Genomic DNA, 21,930 nt, shown 5'->3' on the forward strand with positions numbered 1-21,930 from the left:
AAAATCTCGATATAAATAAACACTATTAAATATAGCTAAACTATGTTTCTGCTTGTTTTAAGCATCTATTCATTTTAAACCCATTTTATTTTAAGGCCCTACTCACTTTAAAACACCGTTTAATTTAAACGTAAAATTATTTTAAAATTTAGCCAATCACCATTTATTTTTATTTTAAATCTCGACCAATTTAAAATAAAACCTTATCCTTACAAAAATACATCAACATCACAATAGTTTATAAATTAACTTTTTATCATATAAATACATTACATAAAATCATGTATAAATTTTATTGTTAAAATTCAATATTTTAAAAAATAAAATGGTAAATTTTAAGTCATTATTTTAGTTTTAAACAGTATTTTTAACATATAACAATGAGAGAAAAATAAATAAAATTATTTTTATTAATATATTTTTAATTCAACCAAAATAACATTTTTGTCATTTTGAAGTAATATAAATCACATGATCACCAAGTTTAGTAATTTTAATTGGATATTGAGTCACCAATAACCGTAGCGTTTGATCTAAATCCTGCTTCGCATTAATCACCCCACTGACTTTATAATCTTTTAGGGTCGAATGATTAAATATTAAATATTGATGATGATAACGCCCCAAGTTGGTCAGTAAATCAGCTAAAGGAAGTTGATCTGCCAATATCTGATGTTTATCCCAAGCAAACTCGGTCGATGCAATATCTAACTCAGAAATCGGACTTAAACCAAGTGAGTCAGCGCTAATTTTTTCGCCTTGCTTGACTACTTTTACTTGAGAATTTTGAGCCAATGAACGGGTTTCAACCTTTGAATGCAACATATTCAACACACTGCTATTGGCGTACTGATAAACGATAAATCGTGTACCGAGCGCTTTAAAATCCGCTTGAGCTGTATGAACGATCAGAGGTCGTTGTGGGTCTTTGGCAACATCAATATAAATATCCCCTTGGACTAAATTGATTTGTCTTTTTTCAGCAGTAAAATCAAGTTTAATGGCAGATTTTGCAGCTAAAGTCACTTTGGAACCATCTTCCAAGGTGATCGAATGCATTTGCCCAATCTCAGTTTTATAATCAGCCGTGTAGTAAGACATCATTGTTGAATGAGCAGTGAAATAGACAACCCCGCCGATACTCACACAGAATACCAATACTTTGCTAAACAGTTGTAAAATATGTTTTTTACTTTGTTGGCTGACTTTCATTGAATTTCGAATGTTTTGGCTGGATATGCCATGCGTTGTCGAAAACTGTTGCATCGATTCAGAAAAATTAAGCATTTGATCGAGTTGATCATGATGTTCAGGATACTTGCTTCGCCATGCCTCAAACTCAATTTGTGCTTGTTGACGTTCATGCAAATCATCGGTATTTAAACGAACAATCCATAAAGCCATCTCTTTCTGTAGCTGTTTAGCGTTCATTTAACCCTAGCTCAAGCAAATTGTTTTTCGCCTCATAACATAACTGTAAGCATTCAGCTAAATAGAGCTGTGTCGTGCGTAATGATTTGCCAATCTCAGTGGCAATTTCACTCTGACTATAGCCTTCAAAGTAATACATGATAAATGCTTTTCGAGTCAGTGCTGTTGTATCCTGTAAAGCGATGGTGAGAAAATCTAAAATAAGTACAGCCTCTTCAATTTGATTTGAAGTGATTAAAAGATCTTGATCTTCCGTATGCTGTTTGAGTGTTTCTAAATAATTCTGCTCTAAAATATAACGACGATGCTTATCAATCAGCAGATGTTTTGCGACATTAACCAGATATGCACGCGGTTCCTGAATTGAAAAAAGCTGTTTGGTTTGCAGCAATTTGACAAAAGTATCTTGAACCAGATCTGCGGCAGTAAAAGGATATCTAACACGCGAGTTCAACCATTGTTTCAGCCAATCATGGTGATCCAAATACATCTCTTGCAAGATTTGTTGCCGCGATGGTGTGGGGAGAATTGGAATCATAAAATTAAATTAAAAATTCTAAACAATAATAATTATCGTTTACATTTTGTTATTTGTAAATGCTATCCTAAAGAACTTTTTTGTAGGCTCTGTTGCGGTTTTTATCCAGTTCATTCGTCATCTCTCATATAACCCATTTTTTCATAGACTTTTTTAAATAAGAGAATTACATGAATCAAGCACTGATCACTGAACCCAATGCCAATGCGCAACAAGAACTCAGTTTAGCTATGCGTCTCAAATTACAGACCGCAGATGAGCATGAAAGAATGCATACGCTGATGGCAAAAGTAGACGTATTTTCAAGTTTAGAAAAATACGCTTTATTCACCTTGTCTCAGTATTATTTTCAACTTGAAATCGAGCATTTATTTCAACTAGATCAAGTGGCTTTACATATTACCGACCTTGATATTCGTGGTCGTTCTGCACAAGCACTGTTAGATCTACAAGATTTAGCTATTCAACCTCAAGGTCAAACTTTAGAAAGTTTAAATGTAACGTTCCCTGCTGCTTTAGGCTGGATTTATGTTTCAGAAGGATCAACTTTAGGCGCGGCATTTTTATTTAAACAAGCGCAGCAACGCTTAGGCTTAAGTGCTGAAAATGGTGCGCGCAATTTGGCAGCTTACCCTGAAGGTCGAGCAAAGGTTTGGAGACGATTTGTTCAAGCTTTAGATCAAGCCGAGCTCAGCCCTAGCCAAAAAGACGAAGTTATTCAAGGTGCACTGGATGCATTTAATTATTTTGGCAATGCCTTAATCAATTTAGAGCAGCTTAAGTAATTCTATTGCAGTGAAAATTTTTAATTCATTTGTGTAAGCAATAGAACTTTAATAAAGCAAAAAATGATCATGTGGAGCAAATTCATTTTGGTATTGAAAGTCCCTTCTCCCACTGGGAGAAGGCTAGGATGAGGGGCTTTTATGTTGATTTACGGTTTTAAAAAGGACTGATAAAACAAGAGAACTGAGTCAATCAGCTTTCCCTTTTTATTTGGCTCTATTCGAGTCAATGCAGTTGCCCCCTGCAAGATGCAGTGAGAAAATCTAAATAGAGGGTTGTTTTTTGCTATACAGCATAAACAAAATAGACAACAGAAACAGTCCACCCATCAACATAACCGTGACATGGAAAGCCAACAGTTCAGCAGATTGTAAGCTGTTGCCCTGCTGTTGAGACAAAGTGGTCACAAAGGTCATCGCTGTACCTAAAACGGCTATCCCAATCGTCATTCCCAGTTGACGTAGTGTATTTAAAATGGCTGCTGCAAAGTTTGCATCTTGCACTTGTACACTGCCCATGATCAATGTACTTGAACCCGGAACGATCAATCCCATACCAATTCCCATAAGTCCACTACAAAAGATAAATAGCGCAAAAGATGAATCGGTTTGAAAACTCATCATAGCCAACAATGCAATGCCTGCAATTGCCAAGCCCAGTGTTAATAAGCTCGCTACGGTAAAACGCTGGTGTAATTTGGAAAAGGCAATTGAAACAAACGCCTGTGTTAAAAACTGTGGTGCAATCAACCAGCCTGACTGTGCTGCAGTTAACTCAATCTGATTTTGATAAAACAAAGCAAATATAAATAACGAACTATATCCTGCAAATCCTAAAATAAAAGAAATCGCGTTATAGGCTAAAAAGCGTTTATTTTTAAATAAATGATTGGGGATCAATGGATGAGTGGCATGTTTTTGTTGCCATACAAACGCCATACTTGCCAAGATAAACAAGAAAATACTCAGCATAAACCAATGTGCTAAATGCACATGTTGTAATGCGATAATGCTATACGTTAATGTGACAATCGCTACAGCACTGTAGAGCAAACCTAAATAATCAAAAGGTACAGGCACCGATTTCTGATCCGCCTCAATACCATAATAACCCAAGTAAATCGTTAGAATCCCAACAGGAAGATTGAGCCAGAAAATACTTTGCCAGCCAAAATGATGTACCAATAATCCACCCATCAGTGGACCAACAATTAATGAAAACGCACTAAAAGAACTCCAGCGACCAATTTCACGTGCTTTGTCTTGCGGTTGATGAAAATGATGCACCATGATCGCCAATGCCAAAGGGATTAAAACTGCACCAGCCACCCCCTGAATCATTCGTCCAATAATCAACAAACTAAAATTGCTTGCCATCGCACAAATCAATGAACCCACGATAAAAATGATCACACCCAGTAACCATAACTTTTTACGCCCTATACGCTGGCTTAATGCCCCCACCGCTAACATTAAACTCGATAGACTTAAAGCATAGCTATCAATCACCCACTGCAGATCCGCCATATCACTATCAAATTCGTTTTGAATACTTCCAAGTGCAAGATTGACACTGCTGAGATCCACCAAACACAGAAAGGTACTGATATAGAGCGCTAAAACGAGATAAATCGGCTGGCGAGATGCATTCATACATCACCTAGGTTGTTTAAATGAGAATCATTATATTATATACTGACCGACGGTCGGTCAATGTATAAAAGTCTACTTAAACCCCAAACTTTTCATTTTTTATAGACAATCTTGAAAGCGCTTTTAAAGATCATCACTGATCACAACTTAAACAGAATGGTTAGCTTTAAAATGTATATTTTCGGGTTCTAATTAAAATTGATAATAAAAGAATATCAGACGAGAAGCGATTTATATGATTCAAGGTCATAGTGAAAGTCAGCCATCATGATGGAGCATTTTTAAATATTGCAGCGCAATTTGTTGAGAAAAATCTGTGCTATCTTGTAGTTGATTGGCAATTGCTTCATCTGCAACCCCATGCACACCTGAATAAATCAACAAAGCGGTTAATCTTGGCTGTTCTAAATACCAAATACCCGCCTGTTGCCCTCCATTTAAGATTTGCAGCAATTGTTCCAATATCATATTTTTTTCATTATTCTTACGTTCGTGATGGTGCGCGCCAAAAACAATATCATGCACTGCATAACTTTCGAGGTAGGTTTGTATATTGGCAGAGACCCAAACCTTAAATTGGCTGACCCAATCTTCAGCATCACATGTTGCAACTGCGGTGTCTAAGGCCGCGATAAAAAAATCGATATAACGTTTTTTTAAGGCTTCAACAATATGCTGTTTCGATTCAAAGTAATGATAAAAAGTCCCTTTAGCAACACCCACACTGGCAATAATTTCGCTAATCGTGGTAGCTTCCACACCTTTTGCTAAAAAAAGCGTTTGTGCAGCATTCATCAGCTCATCAATTCGGACTTCTGCTGGCTTGGTTTGCCTTTTTGTCACCTGAGTAGAAGCGACTTGAGATTGTGATGACATACTTCTCTATTTTCTACACACAAGAATTTAATTATAGAGGAGCCCTAGCTAATTCACAATTCAAGCTAATACGAGTTCCCGAATACATCAATGTGGATATAATCCTAGTTCAGTCATACCAAATAATTTTTTAGCTGATAAAGAGACTTATTCTTTTAAATTCTCTAGCGAAGATAGACCTACTTAAAATATCTAAATATTTTTTAATACTGATATAAAAAATGAGAGAACGAAGTCTGTAAGTTCTCCCATTTTATTCGGTGCTATTGATCTAAGCCTAAAGATTTAAATTTCGTTATTTCCCCCCTAACCATTTGGTCGAGTCACAATTGGGAAAATTGAATCTGGACGTTTAAACATGGCAAAGAATTTTCCAATTTTCAGTGGATTACCTTTAACTTTACTGTCTTTAGAAAGCAGGACTTTTACCCCTTCTATTTGACCTGTAATCATTTTTAGATATAAGGGCTTGGTTACGGTTAATGTTGGGCAATCCGATGCCAAACCATTACTGTCATCATGACGTTTAAACTGCATGACTGAGTTTTCAACCCATAATGAAAAATTCTCTTGGGTATCCGACAAAACCAGATTGATACACTGGTTTTCATTTTTTAAATTTTCCACATCTAAATTTGTCGCCATGGCTTCAAGAAATCTTTCAGTTGGCGTGTGAATCAATAAATCACTCGGATCAGAGGTATTTTGTAGTGGTACATTATTCTGTAACTCTTGAGCGCCCACCAAAAAGAAATTACGCCAAGTCGAAGCCTCAGCAGCATAGCCCAATTGACGATACGTATTTGCCAATAAGTCTTTCGCTTGTTGGTTTTGAGGGTTATTCAACACAATATGTTTTAAAATCTCGGCAGCCCATCTATAGTCAGCTTGAGCATAGGCATCCCGCGCATTTTTCAATGCATTGTTTTCTCCACCTGCTAACTCAATATATTTTTTTGCAACAGCTTTTGGTGGCAATGGATCTAAGTTGGAAGGATGGGCATCGAACCATCCCATATAATATTGGTATACCGCTTTTACATTATGCTTAAGGGTTCCATAATAGCCATGTGCGTATAATTTTTGATCAAGCGCAGCTGGAAGCTTAATTTTCTCGGCAATTTCAGCACCATTAAAACCAGAGTTCATATATCTTACCGTCTGATCATGGGTGAACTTATAAACATCTCGCTGGGTTTTAATAAAATCTTGAATATTGTCATTGCCCCAGACCGGCCAATGATGCTGTGCGATCAATACATCTGATGCTTTAGCATGCTGCATTGCTTGGTCTAAATAGCCCACCCATTTTAAGGCATCACGTACTTTAGCACCTCGAAGGGTATAAAGATTATGCATTGTATGCGATAGAATTTCTGCGCCATTATAAAGTTTCAGTGATGGAATAGAGAATGTTAATTCAGCAGGTGCTTCTGAACCCGGCACGTTATAAAACACAAAATCCAAACCATCAATGCTCATTTTCTGTTCTGCTTGGGTGATCAGTTGTGTAGGCTCAAGGATTCCCATTTTACCCACAGCAACAGCCTTACCTAAACCTGTATCCACCAATCCTTCCGCATTCTTTGGTAGAAAAGTTCCATACATATAAGTCGCACGACGTATCATGGCTGAACCTGCCATCACATTTTCACTGGTCGCTTCTTCCATAAAGCCTTGTGGCGCAATAATAGGAGTTTTTCTTGCGTTAATTTCGTCACTAGAAAGAACCCCTAACGCCCCACCAAAATGATCGATATGGCTATGGGTAAAAATAATGGCTGAAATTTTTTGCTCACCTAAATGCTGCCTAGCAAATTTAAGTGCCGCTTCAGCCGTTTCTTTAGAGGTTAATGTATCCACAATAATCCAGCCAGTATCACCTTGAATAATGGTCATATTTGCCAAATCAAAACCACGAATTTGCCAAACTCGATCAGTCACTTTAAATAGACCAACATTGTTGTTTAGCTTTGCTTGTCGCCATAGCGCAGGATTAACTGTATTTGGTGCTGGATCATTTAAAAAATTAAACGCATCAAAATCCCAGATAACATTGCCTTTCTCACTTTTAATTTGACCCGTAGGCTTGGCAATAAAACCCTTTTGCGCATGATTAAACTCTGTCATATCGTCTAAATTGTATTTACTTTTATAAGCATTATTTGATTCAATGACCGCTTTTTCGACTTGCCCATTTGCTGCAAAAACAGAAAATGGCAAAATAAACATCAATGAGATCGTTAAAAATTTAATTTTCATTGTCATTCCTTTTTTCAAAATATCCATAATTTTTGATTTTCTGATCTGTACTGTTCTTTTCATTCCGCATCTAATACGATGACTTTATGTCGCTATAAAAATCCTTTTTCCTCCATAAGTTCATTCATGATCGTTTTTAGCTCATATCATTTTTGACTCACATTGTTTTTATTAGCAACATTTTTAATCAATGATCAGTTTAGGCTAATCATAACGTTGATTTACCTTAAAACGGATTCCACCTTCTATATAGTCTTTTAAATATTTACCCAGTAGCTTGTGATCTTTCACTTGGGTTGGCCAAAAATGCTCAAGACCAATATCACTGACCACATTGAGAATGGTATTGAAGGTAAACAGTACTTTTAATGCAATCGCATCAGGCTCTGCATCGGGCAATGCCAGCTGTAATAAGTCGACCGCTTTATCTGAAATAGGTACTAGCGTTTTTACAACAATGATCCGCCCTTCATCTCCTGCACTAATAGTTTTAGAAAAGAATTTTAAATAATGTATGCCATTTTCCTGTAAAAGAATCTTTACCATCGGTTTCATCAAGGCATCTACCACATCAGAAACTTGTACCTGTTCAGGTTGAATTGCATTTAATAGCGCTAGGCTGTCTGTGACATAAGGTGTCATAACATGATCTAGCGCAGCTTCAACCAATCCCCATTTAGATTTGAAGTGGTAATATAAAGCTGATTTGTTTGCCACTTTTGCAGTTTCATTAATTTTCTGTACAGACAAAGTTTCGATATTGTTCTGAGAAAACAGAACAATCGCAGCCTCGATAAGCTTTTCTTTGGTTTGATTACTCATCACATTCCATAGAGAAAATAAAAAAGAGAGGTCTCTTTTATATCAAAAATGATAAAAAATAAACCAATCCTGAATCAGATTGGTTTATTTTTAACGGATGAATTACGAACAACCTTTGGCTTCAAATTCCTCTTTAGAGCTATAGTTAAGCTCTGGTAAATAATCACCCATCACCGTCTTTTCATCTCCCCAAACTTTGGTATTTTGAATGGCTTGATTAAAGTTTGAATACGGTAATAAATTTCTCATAATCAAGAAACCGACATCATTATGCCCTTTTTCCACCGCATCTGGACCAGTATAACCATCACCACGCGGGCTTAAAGGCAAGTAAGAAATCCCACATTCTTCTGTGGCATTCTTTGGTCGATCTTCGGGTAATGATACAACAAGGGTATAAAAACCATTTTTGTCTTTATGCTTCATTTGCTCGTCATAAATACAGAAGTTGGTCGCTGTCGAGATCAGCTCATTGGTACAAATCGACCAATAACGAATATCGCCTTTTGCTAAAGTGGTTTCATTACCAGAAGTTGCTGCGATTTGAGGTAGTTTACCTTTCACCACAACCACCTTACCAAGTTTACGACTAATCACCGAAAAGGTGTATTCATTATCTGGTGTAGCCCATTGATTTAGCTTACGTTCAGTTTTAAATCCTTCACACTGATCTAGGTTGTGTTTATAAATACAACTAATATTCGCAGGTCCATTATAGGCGGTATACCATGTTGGTTTTAATTGTGCAGGGAAACCTACATAAGGCTGTTTATTGTATAAACTTAAAATCACACTCAAAGGTGTTTGTACATTATCCAAAGCTTTTTCTTTCACTTTAAGGACTTTACAGACTTCTGCGCCTGTTTTGATTTCACCGTTGGCTAACTGTACTTTATAACGCGGAAAATTGACTCCACCTTTCTCATTAAAGCCTTTATTCGGCACATAAACACGATAGATTAACGCCACTTCATTGCTGTCTGTTTTAGGCGCATATAAGGTATTTTCTTTAGGTGATGCAGGTAGATCGCCTAACACCAACTCAGCTTTAAATCCTCTTTCTTTATTTAAGCGGTTATTACCCACAATAAAGGGATTGGTCACACCTTGATTGGGTTTAATATTGACATCTACCAGAGAATTAACACGCTCTCCTTTGGCTGTATAGCTAACCAGAGAGGTGTGACGAGCGTAAGGATAATCACCATCGATAAAAACTTTTGCGCCTTCTGGTACTGTAAATTCACTCGACCAGTAATTTACATTAGAGTCTGGAAGCGCATAATTCATTGGATTGGCACCACCTGTTCCATCCTTACTCGAAACAGCATTTTGCCACATACAATCCGTCAGTTCTGCTTTAGGCGGTTGAGTTACACGTTCTGAATCATCATTGTCGTTACAAGCACTTAAAGTGATTGAACCCATAACCGTCGTCAGCAGTATCCCTACTTTTAATTTATTCATCTTTTCCATAACTTACGTCCCTATGTACCATGTCCTTCAATCCTAGAACGATGGCGATTTCATTTTAATTTTAATTGATCACTTAAATGGACTGGCTTTTAATCCACTTAGATTAAATATAATAATCCACTTAGATTAATTTTCAAGCGGTTTTTTTCTGATCTATTTAAAAAGTGCTTTTTTGCATTGATCAACAGCATTTCCAGTTGATGTTTAAAGCGATTAAAAATGAGGAGAACCTAACAGCTACGATGTTTTAATTCTTCATCCATTGCTTAGACAGATGAAGGAAAACCCTTGCTAAATCGCTTAAAAATATCGGCTCTGTATTGAATTCTTCATTTTAAAAGAAAAATAAAATAGGGAAAAATGGCGAAAAAATTCTTTAAATTGATAAAAATAAAAATACATTCGATCTTTTTCATAAAGCAAAAAATGATCATCTGGAGTAAATCATATGGGTATTGAAAGTCCCTTCTCCCGTTGGGAGAAGGCTAGGATGAGGGGATTTTATCTGGATTTATGCATATTCAGTTTAAAAATCATCTATCCAATATATTCACCATAGAGTACCCAATAACATGATTTTTACTGGCTACTCTAAGTATAAACTGCCCTCAATTCAGGTTAATAAAATAAAAGCGGATTAAAACATATTAAAATAAATTGGAAAAACCCCTAACAATCGAAGCTCTTCAAACAATTGTACAAACGCAGCAACCCAGAAAAACCAGATCACCTGAGCTAAGAACAACCTAAAATGTTTGGATGACACTTGGCAATATTGCGGTTCAGAATAGTTTTTAAAACTCGGCCAAAAGCGTGGTGTAGTTTGAGTATAATTCAAATACAATTGATCAAATTTTTTCCTCAAAAAACGCTCTTCTTGACGTATGACAAAGTAATAATAAACTAAAAACAACACGCTAAAAGCTGCGGGAAAGAACAAGGTTTCGGTTAAAAACATAATCCCCAGTGCAGCTAAAAAACTAAAAAGATAGAGTGGATTTCGACAGATGGAATACGGACCATCCATAACTAACTTCGCGTTTTTATGGCCTAAAATATAGATACTGCACCAAATCCGCCCCATTGCTCCGATTCCCACTAAAATCCAACCGACCAACCATAAAAGATGCTCAATCAGTGGAAAAGTGTCGTGCCATAGACCAAAACTAAAAGCAATAATAAATGCCAATACAAAACCAATAACTCTTGAACCCATGGTCCTTATTCTGGAGGAAAATATAATACTCACACTATTTCCTCCCACAATAAATTGAATGCTTATTTTCTTCTAAATAAAGTTCTAAGTGGTTGCCCACTATAATTAAATAATGTGCAACACTTATTTTAAAAATAAAATTTAAATACGATGATTCCACAAAATAACATATAGATTTTTTTTGACTAAACATTTAAATACTCCTCAGCATATACAAAAATGTAAACTTTGGTGGGAGCTACTTTAGCTAGCCACCGTATAGCTGCTTGAATTTAGGAGGAGGAGATAAATTATTTAATTCAGGGGATTGATATAAATTCAACCATCTGTATCGCTGAAAAGTCAGAAGATTAAAAAATGGATTAAATGTATTTTCAAAATAGCGTTCAATTTTTAAATCAGCAAAGTTCGATATAAAATTACATTTATCACTTAAACAAATATTTTGACAAAACTGATTTATTTCATTGTTATATCTTATTTTTTCAATATTTACTTCTTGATTACCAATGGCAATAAGTGATTCTTTATCATCAATATTTTGTTTTATATGCGTTTGAGTCGAAATTTCATTAAGACATAAAGATTCAACCACATACCAGACATTCTGAAATGTAAATTGAAACACCAATAGCCAAACAAAAAACAGCTTCTTTCCCATTACAATTTTCTGTAAACAATATTCATGATATTTAAAAAATCTAATTAAGTCAGTTGCTACGCTACAAAGATAAAATAGATTTCAATAAATTAGTTTAAAATAATACTAAAGCGATTGCATACCTGTATAAATTTTCACAATCCTACTCATTTTAAAAATTCATGATTAATTTTATATAATAGTTTTTTAAATTTACAATTACATTTACACAAAAAAGAAACAAGATATTGGTAAATATTCGATAAAGCATTTTTATTACAAAATTGTCATTAATTAAATGTTTGATTAGAACGCTTTCATAAATCAAAAAAATGATCATCAGGAGTGAATCATATTGGTATTGAAAGTCCCTTCTCCCTCTGGGAGAAGGCTAGGATGAGGGGCTTTTATGTTAATTAATGTTTTTAAAAAAGACTTCTGAAAGGAACTTATAGATCAAAATAAATTAGATTATAGATCTAAAATAAGCACTAACCATTTTCTCGTTCATATTCCGCAATCGCTTCTTTCGCAATACGGAAACTATCCACACCAGCAGGCACACCACAATAAATTGTGACTTGTAATAGGACCTCCCTGATTTTTTCTTTGGGAACACCATTACGTAACGCACCTTTCACATGTAACTTAAGCTCATTTGGGCGGTTAAGTGCAGAAATCATAGCGAGGTTAATCAAACTTCGTTCAGGTTTAGTCAACCCTTCTCGTCCCCAAACCGCACCCCAACAATACTCAGTGGCTAACTCTAGTAAGGGCAAGTTAAAATCATCAGCATTGTTCATAGATTGATTAACATATTCTTCGCCGAGTACTTGTTTACGGATCGCCAGTCCTTTTTCAAATGTTTCATTACTCATTTGCTTAATCCTCACAATTAATTATTTGCTTAATCCAGCTAACAACACATATTTAATTTCCAAATAGTCTTCTATTCCATATTTGGAGCCTTCTCGTCCTAATCCTGATTGCTTTATCCCACCAAACGGCGCCACCTCGTTGGATAATATTCCAGTATTCAGTGCCACCATCCCATACGCTAAAGCATCAGACACACGCATTGCCCTGCCTAAATCCTGAGTATAAAAATAAGATGCCAAACCGAACTCAGTATCATTGGCATAGGCGATAACCTCTTCCTCTGTTTCAAACTTAAATACAGGCGCTAATGGACCAAAAGTTTCTTCTTTGGCAACTTGCATTTCAGCAGTAATATCTTTGACAATGGTCGGTTCAAAGAACAGTGCCCCGCATGGGTGAGGCTTTCCACCCAATACAATCTGGGCACCTTTACTTACTGCATCGTCAATATGTTCTGTCACTTTGCGAATCGCCGCAGCGTCAATGACGGGTCCAAAATCTACGCCAGCCTGCATTCCATTACCGACCTTGAGTTGTTTAACTGCCTCAACTAATTTTTCGATAAATAAATCATAGACCGCTGATTGCACATAAATACGATTGGCACAGACACAGGTCTGCCCTGCATTACGAAATTTACTTGCAATCGCACCTGTTACAGCAGCATCAAGATCGGCATCATTAAATACAATAAATGGAGCATTCCCACCCAACTCCATCGACACCTTTTTCACCGTTGATGCACATTGTGCAATCAACTTTTTACCCACCTCAGTTGAACCTGTAAAACTAAACTTCTGCACGCGTTCATCTGTAGTCAATACCTCACCGATTTCGCTAGAGCTTCCAGTGATAACATTGAATACCCCTGCTGGAATACCTGCACGTAGTGCCAACTCAGCAATTGCAAAGGCAGATAATGGCGTTTGCGAGGCTGGACGGACAATCATGGTACAACCTGCCGCCAATGCGGGCGCAACTTTACGGGTAATCATGGCATTGGGAAAATTCCACGGGGTAATTGCGGCACAAACGCCGATGGGTTGTTTGTTGACTAAAATTTTCTGATCAGCAGCATTTGAGGGAATAATGTCGCCATAAATCCGTTTGGCTTCTTCTGCAAACCATTCTATATAAGCTGCGCCATATGCAATTTCAGCCTTGGCTTCTGCGAATGGTTTTCCTTGTTCCAAGGTTAAAATATAAGCCAGATCTTCTTGATGATGCATGATTAAGTCAAACCATTGACGTAATATCTGACTGCGTTGTTTGGCAGTTTTTTTACGCCATAGCGGTAAAGCCTGTTCAGCTGCAGTAACGGCATTCAAGGCTTCCTGCTGCCCCATTTTCGGTACAGTGCTAATAATTTCACCTGTGGCAGGGTTGATCACATTAAAAGTTTGTTTCGTGTCAGCATCTCGCCACTGACCATTGATCAATGCCTGTGATTTTAATAAACCCACATCGTTCAGTTGTGCCATTTTATTGTTTTCCTATTTTTAAATCTTTGCCAAACACCCAACTTTTTACATCTTCAACAATACTTTCCCGATTTAAATCACTTGCAACGAGAGCTTTTGACCCAGTACTGAAAAATGATATTGCCCTACGATTAAATCCATCGGGCGAATGATGGAACCTGTTAAAATCACATCACCTGCGTTTAAGCTTTTAGCCTGTTGCAAGAGGGTCCGAATCAACCAAAGATAGTTGCGGATTGGGTGATCTTCAGGTTGTGTGGTCACAATGATGTCGAGGTTGGCTTGTTCAATAAGCGGGTAAATATCTAAATCAGCTATAGAGATCTCTATTTCATCACCCAGTATGTAAAACTGTGCCGCAGCATTATCTGCCAAGAATTGAGCGAGATTAAAATGCCAGTTTTGCCAGCGCGTATCTGCAATTTCAATTGCTGGTCGTATTTGCCCTACTTTTGCCAGTAATTCTGCATCCGTTAAATCCGCAGTGGTGATGGCCTGTTTTAAAATAAAGGCCAATTCAACTTCTAGTTTAGGCTGGTACAGATTTGCAAGCGCTATACAACTGCCATTTTCCAATTGCATATCCGAGCAAAGATGACCATAAACAGGATGTTGCAAAGCATATTTAGCTTGAGCCAGCGCACCCGAAAGAGCCACTTTCCAACCTGAAAGTGTAGTGTCAGTTTCCTGACAATAGTGTTGGATCAGTTGAGCCTGACTGAGATAAGCCTGATCGGTTTCAAGAGATTCAAACTCATTGGCATCCAGTACATGTCGCGCAATTCGAGCATCTAGTAAGCGATGTTGTAACTCGATTAATTGATCAACTGACATGCCAATTTCTCCAAAGTTTCTTCAAGCTTTTCCAAAGCGCATGTGGCTGCGATAAAGCGGTCAGGACGTACAATCACCACTTCATCACGGGCAAGATCAAACCAGTCTTCTAGTTTACGCTCCACATCCTCTACACAAATCACCTGTTCAGAAGCATTTAAAGGTTGCTTACGATTTAAACCACTTTTAGCGCGATTGATCTGAATAAAACGCGTCTCACGACTTTGCCAAAATTGTCGCGTCTGCTCGGATAAATGCTCCAGTGGATCTTTTCGGAATGCAATCACGGCATACCATTGACCCAGAATCTCATCAAATTTCAGCTTATTGGCATGAGCATCTTCGACATAGGGTTGAATAAATATTTTCCCAACCACATCGGTTTCTTTGATGTGCGGACGTGGATGATAGACCAAACCTTTATGAATAAAGGGTTTCGGTTTAAATTTAAATTCAACCAGATGGCTGCGTAAGGCATCGACATTGTTAAAAGCTTGAAATAGCCAATCACGTACCCCTGCCATAAGTGGATTGGTCAATCCCAAAACCATACCCATATTGTCTGCCAAGGCAACTAATTCTGTCGCGTTGGTACGGCGCTCATCATCATAACTGGCGATGATTTTTTCCGAGGCGTAGTTTTTTAATACCGCAGCCAATTTCCATGCGATGTTCCCTACATCTCGAATACCTGAATTTAAACCTTGCCCTGCCCAAGGTGGAGTAATATGTGCCGCATCGCCAATCAAGATAATTCGTCCGTCAATAAAGCGGTTGGCAACTCGTGAATTATGGGTATAGGCACGAATTCGAATGATTTCCAGTTCATCTACAGCATCCCCAATATGATTACGGATCAATTGGCGAATGTTGTCTTCCTTACACATGCTTTCTTCGTCTTCACCATCAAACAGCATAAATTCCCAGCGGCGCTGCTGATAAGGCAAATATATACAGACAAATGGGCGGTTAGGATCGGCATGTAAGGCGGTATATGGTGCATCCAGATAATCATGTGCAGCATCCACCACAATCCATTTATGTGGATGAGTTAAACCCTCAAGCTGAATCCCAGCTTTTTTACGCACACAGGAACGGCCACCATCTGCACCAATCACATATTTGGCTGAGATTTGGTAAATTTCACCATCGCTGTCTTTAACTTTGACCGTTGCCGATTCTTCAGTTTGGGAAACATCGAGCATTTCATGCCCAGAACGTAATTCGACCTGTGTATAGGGTTGCAACATTTCCCGCATAGATTTTTCTAAAAGCTGCTGCATAAAGATATTGCGCATCGGCCAACCATAATCAGCAACAGACGGTTTTACTTCAGCAAAACAAATTCCACGAGCATTGTAGTAACGCAACGGTACATTTTGGATCATGTCTTTTACAACTTCATCAGCCACGCCAATGCTTTGCAAAACACGTAAGGCTTCATCGTCCATGCCCACTGCACGAGGGTACGGTAAAATATCTGGACTCATTTCAAGCACAATGCTTTGAATCCCATACATTCCCATATAATGCGCCAGCGCAATTCCATTTGGCCCACCGCCAACAATAACAACCTGTGTGTGTTCCTGCTTCATCCCTATTGCTCCCTTCCTTTGACTTCCTTATACCGCTAAGCAAACTGTTTTAAAAAATCCTGTACGGTCTGATTAAATTGTTCAGTTTGATCATCATGGACATAATGTGATGCCCCTGCAATTTCCACTGTTTTGACCAGTTTGTTGTTTTCCTTAATTTTTTCGAGTATCTCAGTGGTTAAGAAATCTGACAAGCCACCCTTTATAAATAGCGTAGGACAAGTCAAACTTTTAACAGCAGGCCACAAGTCGATCGATGGAAAACTCAAACGTGCCTTGGCAATCCCTTCCTGATCATGGCGCCAATGAATCTGACCATCTTTTTCTAGCAAGGTATGTTGCAAACGTGACTGAATCCCCTGCTCATCAATCAATGGGCGAAGCTTTTGCCAAAATGTTGTGGCCTCATCCCACGAAGCAAAAGATAAGGGGGTGCTTTGCATTTCATGTCGAATCCGTGCTGCACCCTCGCCTTGTATAGAGGAGCCTGGACCAATATCCTCAACAATCAATGCCTGAACCTGCTCAGGATGCAAACGGGTAAATTCAAGTGCATTAGTTCCACCTAATGAATGACCCAATAAGATGATTTCATCCACCTTTAATTCAGCAATCAAATCTTCAAGATCATGTACATAATATTCAGTTTGGTAGCTTGAATATTCCGCCCAATCACTTTGTCCACGTCCACGCTGATCCAGTGCCACTACATAGAAATGCTCTGCAAGCAATGGTGCAAGCATGTGCCACGTTGCGGCATAGGAACGCAATCCATGCAGCATGATTAAAACAGGCTGCTCAGGTTCACCCCAAGTTAAATAATGTAGACCAAGTCCACTGCGGTTTTTAAAAAAATGACTTCCTATTCGCATAATCTCATGTCCTTATATGCATGCGCGATGCCTAAGATTGAGCTGCGTTATCGCTGGCTTAATTTAGACCATCTTCACCTTTAATTTCAGATGCTTTTAATCCACCTAAACGGGCATGTAAGCGTCCACGAGTCGCAAAAGCCCAGATCACAATAATTTCATCGTTATTGGGTGCATCATTAAAAGATAAAGAAAATGTGTCATAGTGCGAACGTACATAAAGCGCATCTTTATGTGCTAAAGGAACATCAATGATCGTCCCTGCAACACCACGCTTACCAGTCGAAGGTACCCATGATTTACCACCTCCAATAGCCTCACGTACTGGATTGGCCGCAGGATTGGTCAAAAAAGCATTGCCATGTTCATATTCACTATTCATACCGACCAAAATGGCTTTGCCATAACTTTCAATAGCGCGACCCTGTGCCAAAGCCTGTATACGGCGACCAAATTCACGACCCAGTTCAGGTGATTTTTCAATCAGTGCATTGAGGTCTTGCTGAAACTTTCCTGCAAATGGATTATGGATCGCAACAGCAACCGCATATTTATAAACCGGTTCGCCATCTGCCAACACACCGCTTTCATTTGCCAGTGTTTCTTCTACAAAGCTGTACCATTTACGAATATGGTAATATTCAAAATTTGTTTTTTTCATATCAGAACCCTTTAAAAAATAGGCTTAATTTCAATCGGATTGCTTGGAGCACCTGTATCATGAAAAGCTTTAATCGCTTCGGCATCGTCATGAATGGTTTCTAAAAAAAATTCTAAACGATTGCCATCTGGGTCATTGAAATACAGGCCATTGCCTACGGTATGGTCTGTGGTTTTGACCACTTCCACGCCTTTTTGGATCAGCATGCCATGCAATTTTTGCAAGGTTTCAAATGTTCCCTCAATTTCCAAACCATAGTGCTGTAAGCCGAGTCCACCTTGCTGTGCATCAGGTGCCGCCTTAATCAAGGCAATGTCATGATGCTTTACACCAAAACTCATCATGATCCATGCTGGACCACGCGCATGCTCTACCATTCCCAAGACATCGGCATACCATTGAGCAGATGCTTCAGGATCTCTGACAAAGAGTGAAAGATGCGTACGTAATACTTTTATTTTCATCTTTAGCTCGCATTATTTTTCAATCACAGATTGATGTAGCGCCTTGATTTCAGTATTTGCAGGCGTCCATAACACGTCTGCAATTTCACTAAATTCACGCCAATGTTTAATCCAGCTATTACCGCCATTTTTACTGGTAAATAGATGACCATACTTTGTGCCAGCAACCATCTGCGCTGGATTGTTAAAGTTTTGCTGAATCGCCCAGATACAAGAATTGGGTTGTTGTGGTAAAGGCAAGACTTCCCATGTTGCTGCTGCATCTTTGGATAGCAGAATCTTACTGGTGGTTCCCGGTGTCCCATCCGAAATACTGATATACACAGTACTCTGACTCTGATGATGTGCTGACATTGCACGTACGTAATACAAACCAAAAGTTTCTTTGGCAATGATTCCTGTCCATGTCTGCCCGTCATCAAAACTGCGATACACCGCATTGACACAGACCACCACCACCACTTTTTGACCATGATTTGGCAACACTGCAATCGCATGAACGTCAGAATTAAAATCCCAAAGCAAACGATCATCTAGTCGCTGCCAAGTATCACCACCATCTTGTGAATGAAAAAGTCCGCCTTCTTCTAAACCAAACCAAATTTTATTGGCATCGGTTGGATCGTAAGCAAAAGCCAATAAACGCGGACGACTGACCCCTGCACAAAACTCTGGAATTTCAACAGGCGCAGCATCCCAAGTCTGCCCACCATCTAGACTACGCCAAAGCACAGCGCGTGAGGGTGCTCCTGTTCCAGCAAAAATTCTTTGTCGGTTTTGCGGATCAACTGCAACTTTCCACACAGTTTGGCCTTTAAACGGCGTATCCATTTGCTGCCATGTCCCACCACAATCATGGCTGACACATAAGCCAATATCTGTGCCTACATAGATGATGTTGGCTTGTTCAGGATCCTGTGATAAAGCGCGGGTAATCGCATCAAATTCTAGATCTTGCCCCACCCCCAAACGATGCCATAACCTGCCATCATCACCACTACGGATCACCGCTTGCCCAACGGTCGCCACTAATAATGTTCCATTTGACATAATGCCTGCTCCTTAGATAAAGATGCCACGGGTCAAACCACCATCAATCCCAATCGACTCTCCTGTGATCGCACCCGCTTTCGGTGAAGCAAGGAAACCAATCAAGTAGCCCATTTCGATAGGTGCAAGTGTCCTGCGAATTGGCGTGCTGTCGATATAACCCTGACGAACTTGCTCAGGTGTTTTGTTCTGTTTAACCCCTTCACGTTCATAAAGCTCTTGAATATGTGGTGTATCAACAACGCCAGGATGAATCAGATTTACAGTAATACCCGATGGACCAAGTTGGTCGGATAAGGTCTTTGTCAAATGGGCAATCGCGAGATTACGCATCCCTGACATGACCTTACTGCCACGACCTGTTAAGCCACCTATATTAATTACCCGACCAAAACCAGCCTTTTTCATATGCGGTGTAACGGCTTTGATACAACGAAAATAGCCAATAACCTTAGTGTCTAAATCACCCAATAACTCATGATCTTCTGCATGTTCAATATCATTACGTACCACACCAGACGGGGCTGCTGCGCCATTGACCAAAATATCAATTCGTCCAAAATGCTGCATGGCCTGATCAACCATAAACTGCACCGCTTTCATATCCGTGGTATCACAAAATAATGGCAAAACCTCATTACCTGTTTCAGTTGAAATCTCTTTGGCTGTTTCATTTAGATAACTCATACGACGCGCGCAGATCACGACTTTGCAACCTTCTTGAGATAAAAGACGGGCAACATCTTTACCAATTCCCATCCCACCACCAGTAACGATTGCAACTCGATCTTTTAATTCTAAATCCATTTTTTAGTCCTTTTTTGAGTCAAAAATCCCCCATTCCCACTTTGAATGGGAAAGTAACGCCCTTTTTCAAGGGAGCTTAAGAGAGATCTTAATTAATACAAATTCACGCAAACATTTTTGGTTTCAGTATAAGCTTCAATCACATCATGGCTCATTTCACGTCCCCAACCTGATTGTTTATAACCACCAAATGGAGAAACTGGATCCACCACGTTATAGCAATTTACCCACACAGATCCTGCTTCTAACTTGGCTGCAATTTGATGTGCCTGAGATAAATCCTGTGTCCAAATTCCAGCAGCTAAGCCATAAATTGAATTATTGGCGCGCTCTATCAACTCATCCGTATCGGACCAACTCATCACCGTTAATACAGGACCAAATATTTCCTCTTTAGCAATACAGGCTTTTTCTTCTCGATCAAGGAAAATGGTTGGCTCGAGAAAATAGCCCTGATCAAAACCAGTTGGACGTTGACCGCCTGTTAGTAATTCAGCACCTTCCGCTAATGCTTGCTGAATATAACGATTGACTGTCGCATATTGGCGTTCAGACACAAGTGGCCCCATGGTTGAGCTTTCATCTAGGCCATTGGCAATTTTCATGCCCTGTGCCTGTTTGCATAAACCATCCAGCACTTCATCCAGCACTTTTTCATGCACATACAAACGGGAACCTGCGGTGCACACCTGTCCTTGGTTATAAAAAATGGCTTGTGCTGCACCAGGAATCGCTTTACTCAAATCCGCATCAGGTAAAATAATATTGGGGGACTTACCGCCTAACTCTAAAGTGACACGCTTCATATTCGAGGTTGCTTGTTGGGCAATCGCTTTACCCACCGCTGTCGAGCCAGTAAATGCCACTTTATTCACTTGCATATGTGCACTGAGTGGTTCACCAACATCACGACCTGTACCTGTGACCAGATTGACCACCCCTGCTGGGAAGCCTGCTTCTTGAAAAAGCTGCATTAAGCGCACTGCAATCAATGGTGTTTGTTCAGCAGGTTTTAAAATTGCAGTACAGCCCACAGCCATTGCAGGCGCAAGTTTCCAAATACACATGGTCAGTGGGAAATTCCATGGCACAATCAAACCACAAACGCCTACAGGATCACGTAAGGTATAGTTTAAAAATGCGCCTTGCGGTGCACCTGAAACTGGTACTTGTCGCCCTTCAACCTTGGTCGCGAAGCCCGCAAAGTAACGTAAAATATGTGCTGCACCACCACACTCATGACGTGAATACAATAACGGCTTACCATTATCCAGCGTTAAAATCTGCGCCAACTCTTCAGTGTGTTTTTCCACTAAATCTGCCAATTGATACAACAATTTGGCACGTGTTGCGGGGATCTCATAACGCCACGTTTTAAACGCTTGATTGGCAGCATCGACTGCCAAATCAACATCCGCTGCGCCGCCTTTTGCCACTTGAGCAATGACTTCTTGTGTCGCTGGATTTTCAACATCAAAGGTCTGTTTACTGACTGAGTCCGTCCATTGACCGCCAATAAATAATTGTTGTGGTTTCGCTAAAAAACGATGTACTTCTGGAAAAATCTCATTTATAGCCATGGGATACA

At 39.0% G+C, this 21,930-nt stretch carries 20 protein-coding genes; 1 reads left to right on the forward strand and 19 read right to left on the reverse strand.

Annotated elements, in window-relative coordinates:
- Window positions 1-447 precede the first annotated feature (447 nt).
- Complete coding sequence (locus ASC84_RS20005; protein ID WP_056517901.1) at window positions 448-1,431, reverse strand: FecR domain-containing protein; 984 nt, start codon at window positions 1,429-1,431, stop codon at window positions 448-450.
- Window positions 1,421-1,969 carry a sigma-70 family RNA polymerase sigma factor gene (locus ASC84_RS20010; RefSeq protein WP_056517902.1) on the reverse strand — a complete coding sequence of 183 codons (549 nt, stop codon included), beginning with the start codon at window positions 1,967-1,969 and terminating at the stop codon, window positions 1,421-1,423. Before ASC84_RS20010 ends, ASC84_RS20005 begins: the two co-directional genes overlap by 11 nt.
- A gap of 170 nt (window positions 1,970-2,139) precedes the next feature.
- On the opposite strand from ASC84_RS20010, the gene ASC84_RS20015 reads away from it, so the two are divergent.
- The gene (locus tag ASC84_RS20015; RefSeq protein WP_056517904.1) at window positions 2,140-2,754 is read left to right on the forward strand and encodes a biliverdin-producing heme oxygenase; all 615 of its coding nucleotides are present in this window, start codon (window positions 2,140-2,142) and stop codon (window positions 2,752-2,754) included.
- A gap of 264 nt (window positions 2,755-3,018) precedes the next feature.
- On the opposite strand, the gene ASC84_RS20020 is transcribed toward ASC84_RS20015, so the two are convergent.
- From ASC84_RS20020 to ASC84_RS20100, 17 genes are all read right to left on the reverse strand, one after another.
- Entirely contained in the window at window positions 3,019-4,407 is a 1,389-nt protein-coding gene (locus ASC84_RS20020) for an MFS transporter (protein WP_056517906.1), read from the reverse strand.
- A gap of 258 nt (window positions 4,408-4,665) precedes the next feature.
- Window positions 4,666-5,283 (reverse strand): TetR/AcrR family transcriptional regulator, encoded by a 618-nt coding sequence (locus ASC84_RS20025; RefSeq protein WP_056517908.1) that lies wholly within the window; start codon window positions 5,281-5,283, stop codon window positions 4,666-4,668.
- Between the two features lie 306 nt (window positions 5,284-5,589).
- A complete protein-coding gene (locus tag ASC84_RS20030; protein ID WP_056517910.1) occupies window positions 5,590-7,545 on the reverse strand; it encodes an alkyl/aryl-sulfatase in 1,956 nt (651 codons plus the stop codon).
- 204 nt (window positions 7,546-7,749) lie between these two features.
- Complete coding sequence (locus tag ASC84_RS20035) at window positions 7,750-8,367, reverse strand: TetR/AcrR family transcriptional regulator (RefSeq protein WP_056517913.1); 618 nt, start codon at window positions 8,365-8,367, stop codon at window positions 7,750-7,752.
- A gap of 102 nt (window positions 8,368-8,469) precedes the next feature.
- Window positions 8,470-9,843: a hypothetical protein gene (locus ASC84_RS20040; RefSeq protein WP_056517915.1), complete on the reverse strand. Its 1,374-nt coding sequence runs from the start codon at window positions 9,841-9,843 to the stop codon at window positions 8,470-8,472.
- 637 nt (window positions 9,844-10,480) lie between these two features.
- Window positions 10,481-11,092: an isoprenylcysteine carboxylmethyltransferase family protein gene (locus ASC84_RS20045; RefSeq protein WP_056518001.1), complete on the reverse strand. Its 612-nt coding sequence runs from the start codon at window positions 11,090-11,092 to the stop codon at window positions 10,481-10,483.
- A gap of 214 nt (window positions 11,093-11,306) precedes the next feature.
- The gene (locus ASC84_RS20050) at window positions 11,307-11,720 is read right to left on the reverse strand and encodes a hypothetical protein (RefSeq protein ID WP_056517917.1); all 414 of its coding nucleotides are present in this window, start codon (window positions 11,718-11,720) and stop codon (window positions 11,307-11,309) included.
- Between the two features lie 470 nt (window positions 11,721-12,190).
- Complete coding sequence (locus tag ASC84_RS20055; RefSeq protein ID WP_056517918.1) at window positions 12,191-12,577, reverse strand: carboxymuconolactone decarboxylase family protein; 387 nt, start codon at window positions 12,575-12,577, stop codon at window positions 12,191-12,193.
- Between the two features lie 21 nt (window positions 12,578-12,598).
- Window positions 12,599-14,059: an NAD-dependent succinate-semialdehyde dehydrogenase gene (locus ASC84_RS20060; protein ID WP_056517920.1), complete on the reverse strand. Its 1,461-nt coding sequence runs from the start codon at window positions 14,057-14,059 to the stop codon at window positions 12,599-12,601.
- 72 nt (window positions 14,060-14,131) lie between these two features.
- Window positions 14,132-14,893: a 2-keto-4-pentenoate hydratase gene (locus ASC84_RS20065; protein ID WP_056517922.1), complete on the reverse strand. Its 762-nt coding sequence runs from the start codon at window positions 14,891-14,893 to the stop codon at window positions 14,132-14,134.
- Entirely contained in the window at window positions 14,875-16,488 is a 1,614-nt protein-coding gene (locus ASC84_RS20070; RefSeq protein ID WP_056517924.1) for a bifunctional 3-(3-hydroxy-phenyl)propionate/3-hydroxycinnamic acid hydroxylase, read from the reverse strand. The genes ASC84_RS20065 and ASC84_RS20070 overlap by 19 nt, the downstream gene beginning before the upstream one ends.
- Before the next feature lie 35 nt (window positions 16,489-16,523).
- Window positions 16,524-17,360, reverse strand: a complete 837-nt coding sequence (locus tag ASC84_RS20075) for an alpha/beta fold hydrolase (protein WP_056517926.1) — start codon at window positions 17,358-17,360, stop codon at window positions 16,524-16,526.
- A gap of 58 nt (window positions 17,361-17,418) precedes the next feature.
- Window positions 17,419-18,021: an amino acid synthesis family protein gene (locus ASC84_RS20080; protein ID WP_056517927.1), complete on the reverse strand. Its 603-nt coding sequence runs from the start codon at window positions 18,019-18,021 to the stop codon at window positions 17,419-17,421.
- A gap of 11 nt (window positions 18,022-18,032) precedes the next feature.
- Window positions 18,033-18,485 carry a VOC family protein gene (locus tag ASC84_RS20085; RefSeq protein ID WP_056517929.1) on the reverse strand — a complete coding sequence of 151 codons (453 nt, stop codon included), beginning with the start codon at window positions 18,483-18,485 and terminating at the stop codon, window positions 18,033-18,035.
- 12 nt (window positions 18,486-18,497) lie between these two features.
- Window positions 18,498-19,535: a YCF48-related protein gene (locus ASC84_RS20090; protein WP_056517931.1), complete on the reverse strand. Its 1,038-nt coding sequence runs from the start codon at window positions 19,533-19,535 to the stop codon at window positions 18,498-18,500.
- Window positions 19,536-19,547: 12 nt separating this feature from the next.
- A complete protein-coding gene (locus tag ASC84_RS20095; RefSeq protein WP_056517933.1) occupies window positions 19,548-20,342 on the reverse strand; it encodes an SDR family NAD(P)-dependent oxidoreductase in 795 nt (264 codons plus the stop codon).
- Window positions 20,343-20,434: 92 nt separating this feature from the next.
- A complete protein-coding gene (locus ASC84_RS20100; protein ID WP_056517934.1) occupies window positions 20,435-21,922 on the reverse strand; it encodes an aldehyde dehydrogenase in 1,488 nt (495 codons plus the stop codon).
- Between the last annotated feature and the right edge of the window lie 8 nt (window positions 21,923-21,930).

The organism is Acinetobacter sp. Root1280, assembly GCF_001425285.1.
In the GTDB taxonomy this organism is placed as follows: domain Bacteria; phylum Pseudomonadota; class Gammaproteobacteria; order Pseudomonadales; family Moraxellaceae; genus Acinetobacter; species Acinetobacter guillouiae.

What these genes read in the sequence shown, in the direction of transcription:
- ASC84_RS20050 (WP_056517917.1), bottom strand. Translation starts at nt 11,720, where the DNA reads ATGGGAAAGAAGCTGTTTTTTGTTTGGCTATTGGTGTTTCAATTTACA.
- ASC84_RS20055 (WP_056517918.1), bottom strand. Translation starts at nt 12,577, where the DNA reads ATGAGTAATGAAACATTTGAAAAAGGACTGGCGATCCGTAAACAAGTA.
- ASC84_RS20025 (WP_056517908.1), bottom strand. Translation starts at nt 5,283, where the DNA reads ATGTCATCACAATCTCAAGTCGCTTCTACTCAGGTGACAAAAAGGCAA.
- ASC84_RS20080 (WP_056517927.1), bottom strand. Translation starts at nt 18,021, where the DNA reads ATGAAAAAAACAAATTTTGAATATTACCATATTCGTAAATGGTACAGC.
- ASC84_RS20035 (WP_056517913.1), bottom strand. Translation starts at nt 8,367, where the DNA reads ATGAGTAATCAAACCAAAGAAAAGCTTATCGAGGCTGCGATTGTTCTG.
- ASC84_RS20060 (WP_056517920.1), bottom strand. Translation starts at nt 14,059, where the DNA reads ATGGCACAACTGAACGATGTGGGTTTATTAAAATCACAGGCATTGATC.
- ASC84_RS20040 (WP_056517915.1), bottom strand. Translation starts at nt 9,843, where the DNA reads ATGGAAAAGATGAATAAATTAAAAGTAGGGATACTGCTGACGACGGTT.
- ASC84_RS20020 (WP_056517906.1), bottom strand. Translation starts at nt 4,407, where the DNA reads ATGAATGCATCTCGCCAGCCGATTTATCTCGTTTTAGCGCTCTATATC.
- ASC84_RS20095 (WP_056517933.1), bottom strand. Translation starts at nt 20,342, where the DNA reads ATGGATTTAGAATTAAAAGATCGAGTTGCAATCGTTACTGGTGGTGGG.
- ASC84_RS20075 (WP_056517926.1), bottom strand. Translation starts at nt 17,360, where the DNA reads ATGCGAATAGGAAGTCATTTTTTTAAAAACCGCAGTGGACTTGGTCTA.
- ASC84_RS20015 (WP_056517904.1), top strand. Translation starts at nt 2,140, where the DNA reads ATGAATCAAGCACTGATCACTGAACCCAATGCCAATGCGCAACAAGAA.
- ASC84_RS20065 (WP_056517922.1), bottom strand. Translation starts at nt 14,893, where the DNA reads ATGTCAGTTGATCAATTAATCGAGTTACAACATCGCTTACTAGATGCT.
- ASC84_RS20070 (WP_056517924.1), bottom strand. Translation starts at nt 16,488, where the DNA reads ATGAAGCAGGAACACACACAGGTTGTTATTGTTGGCGGTGGGCCAAAT.
- ASC84_RS20005 (WP_056517901.1), bottom strand. Translation starts at nt 1,431, where the DNA reads ATGAACGCTAAACAGCTACAGAAAGAGATGGCTTTATGGATTGTTCGT.
- ASC84_RS20010 (WP_056517902.1), bottom strand. Translation starts at nt 1,969, where the DNA reads ATGATTCCAATTCTCCCCACACCATCGCGGCAACAAATCTTGCAAGAG.
- ASC84_RS20090 (WP_056517931.1), bottom strand. Translation starts at nt 19,535, where the DNA reads ATGTCAAATGGAACATTATTAGTGGCGACCGTTGGGCAAGCGGTGATC.
- ASC84_RS20030 (WP_056517910.1), bottom strand. Translation starts at nt 7,545, where the DNA reads ATGAAAATTAAATTTTTAACGATCTCATTGATGTTTATTTTGCCATTT.
- ASC84_RS20085 (WP_056517929.1), bottom strand. Translation starts at nt 18,485, where the DNA reads ATGAAAATAAAAGTATTACGTACGCATCTTTCACTCTTTGTCAGAGAT.
- ASC84_RS20100 (WP_056517934.1), bottom strand. Translation starts at nt 21,922, where the DNA reads ATGGCTATAAATGAGATTTTTCCAGAAGTACATCGTTTTTTAGCGAAA.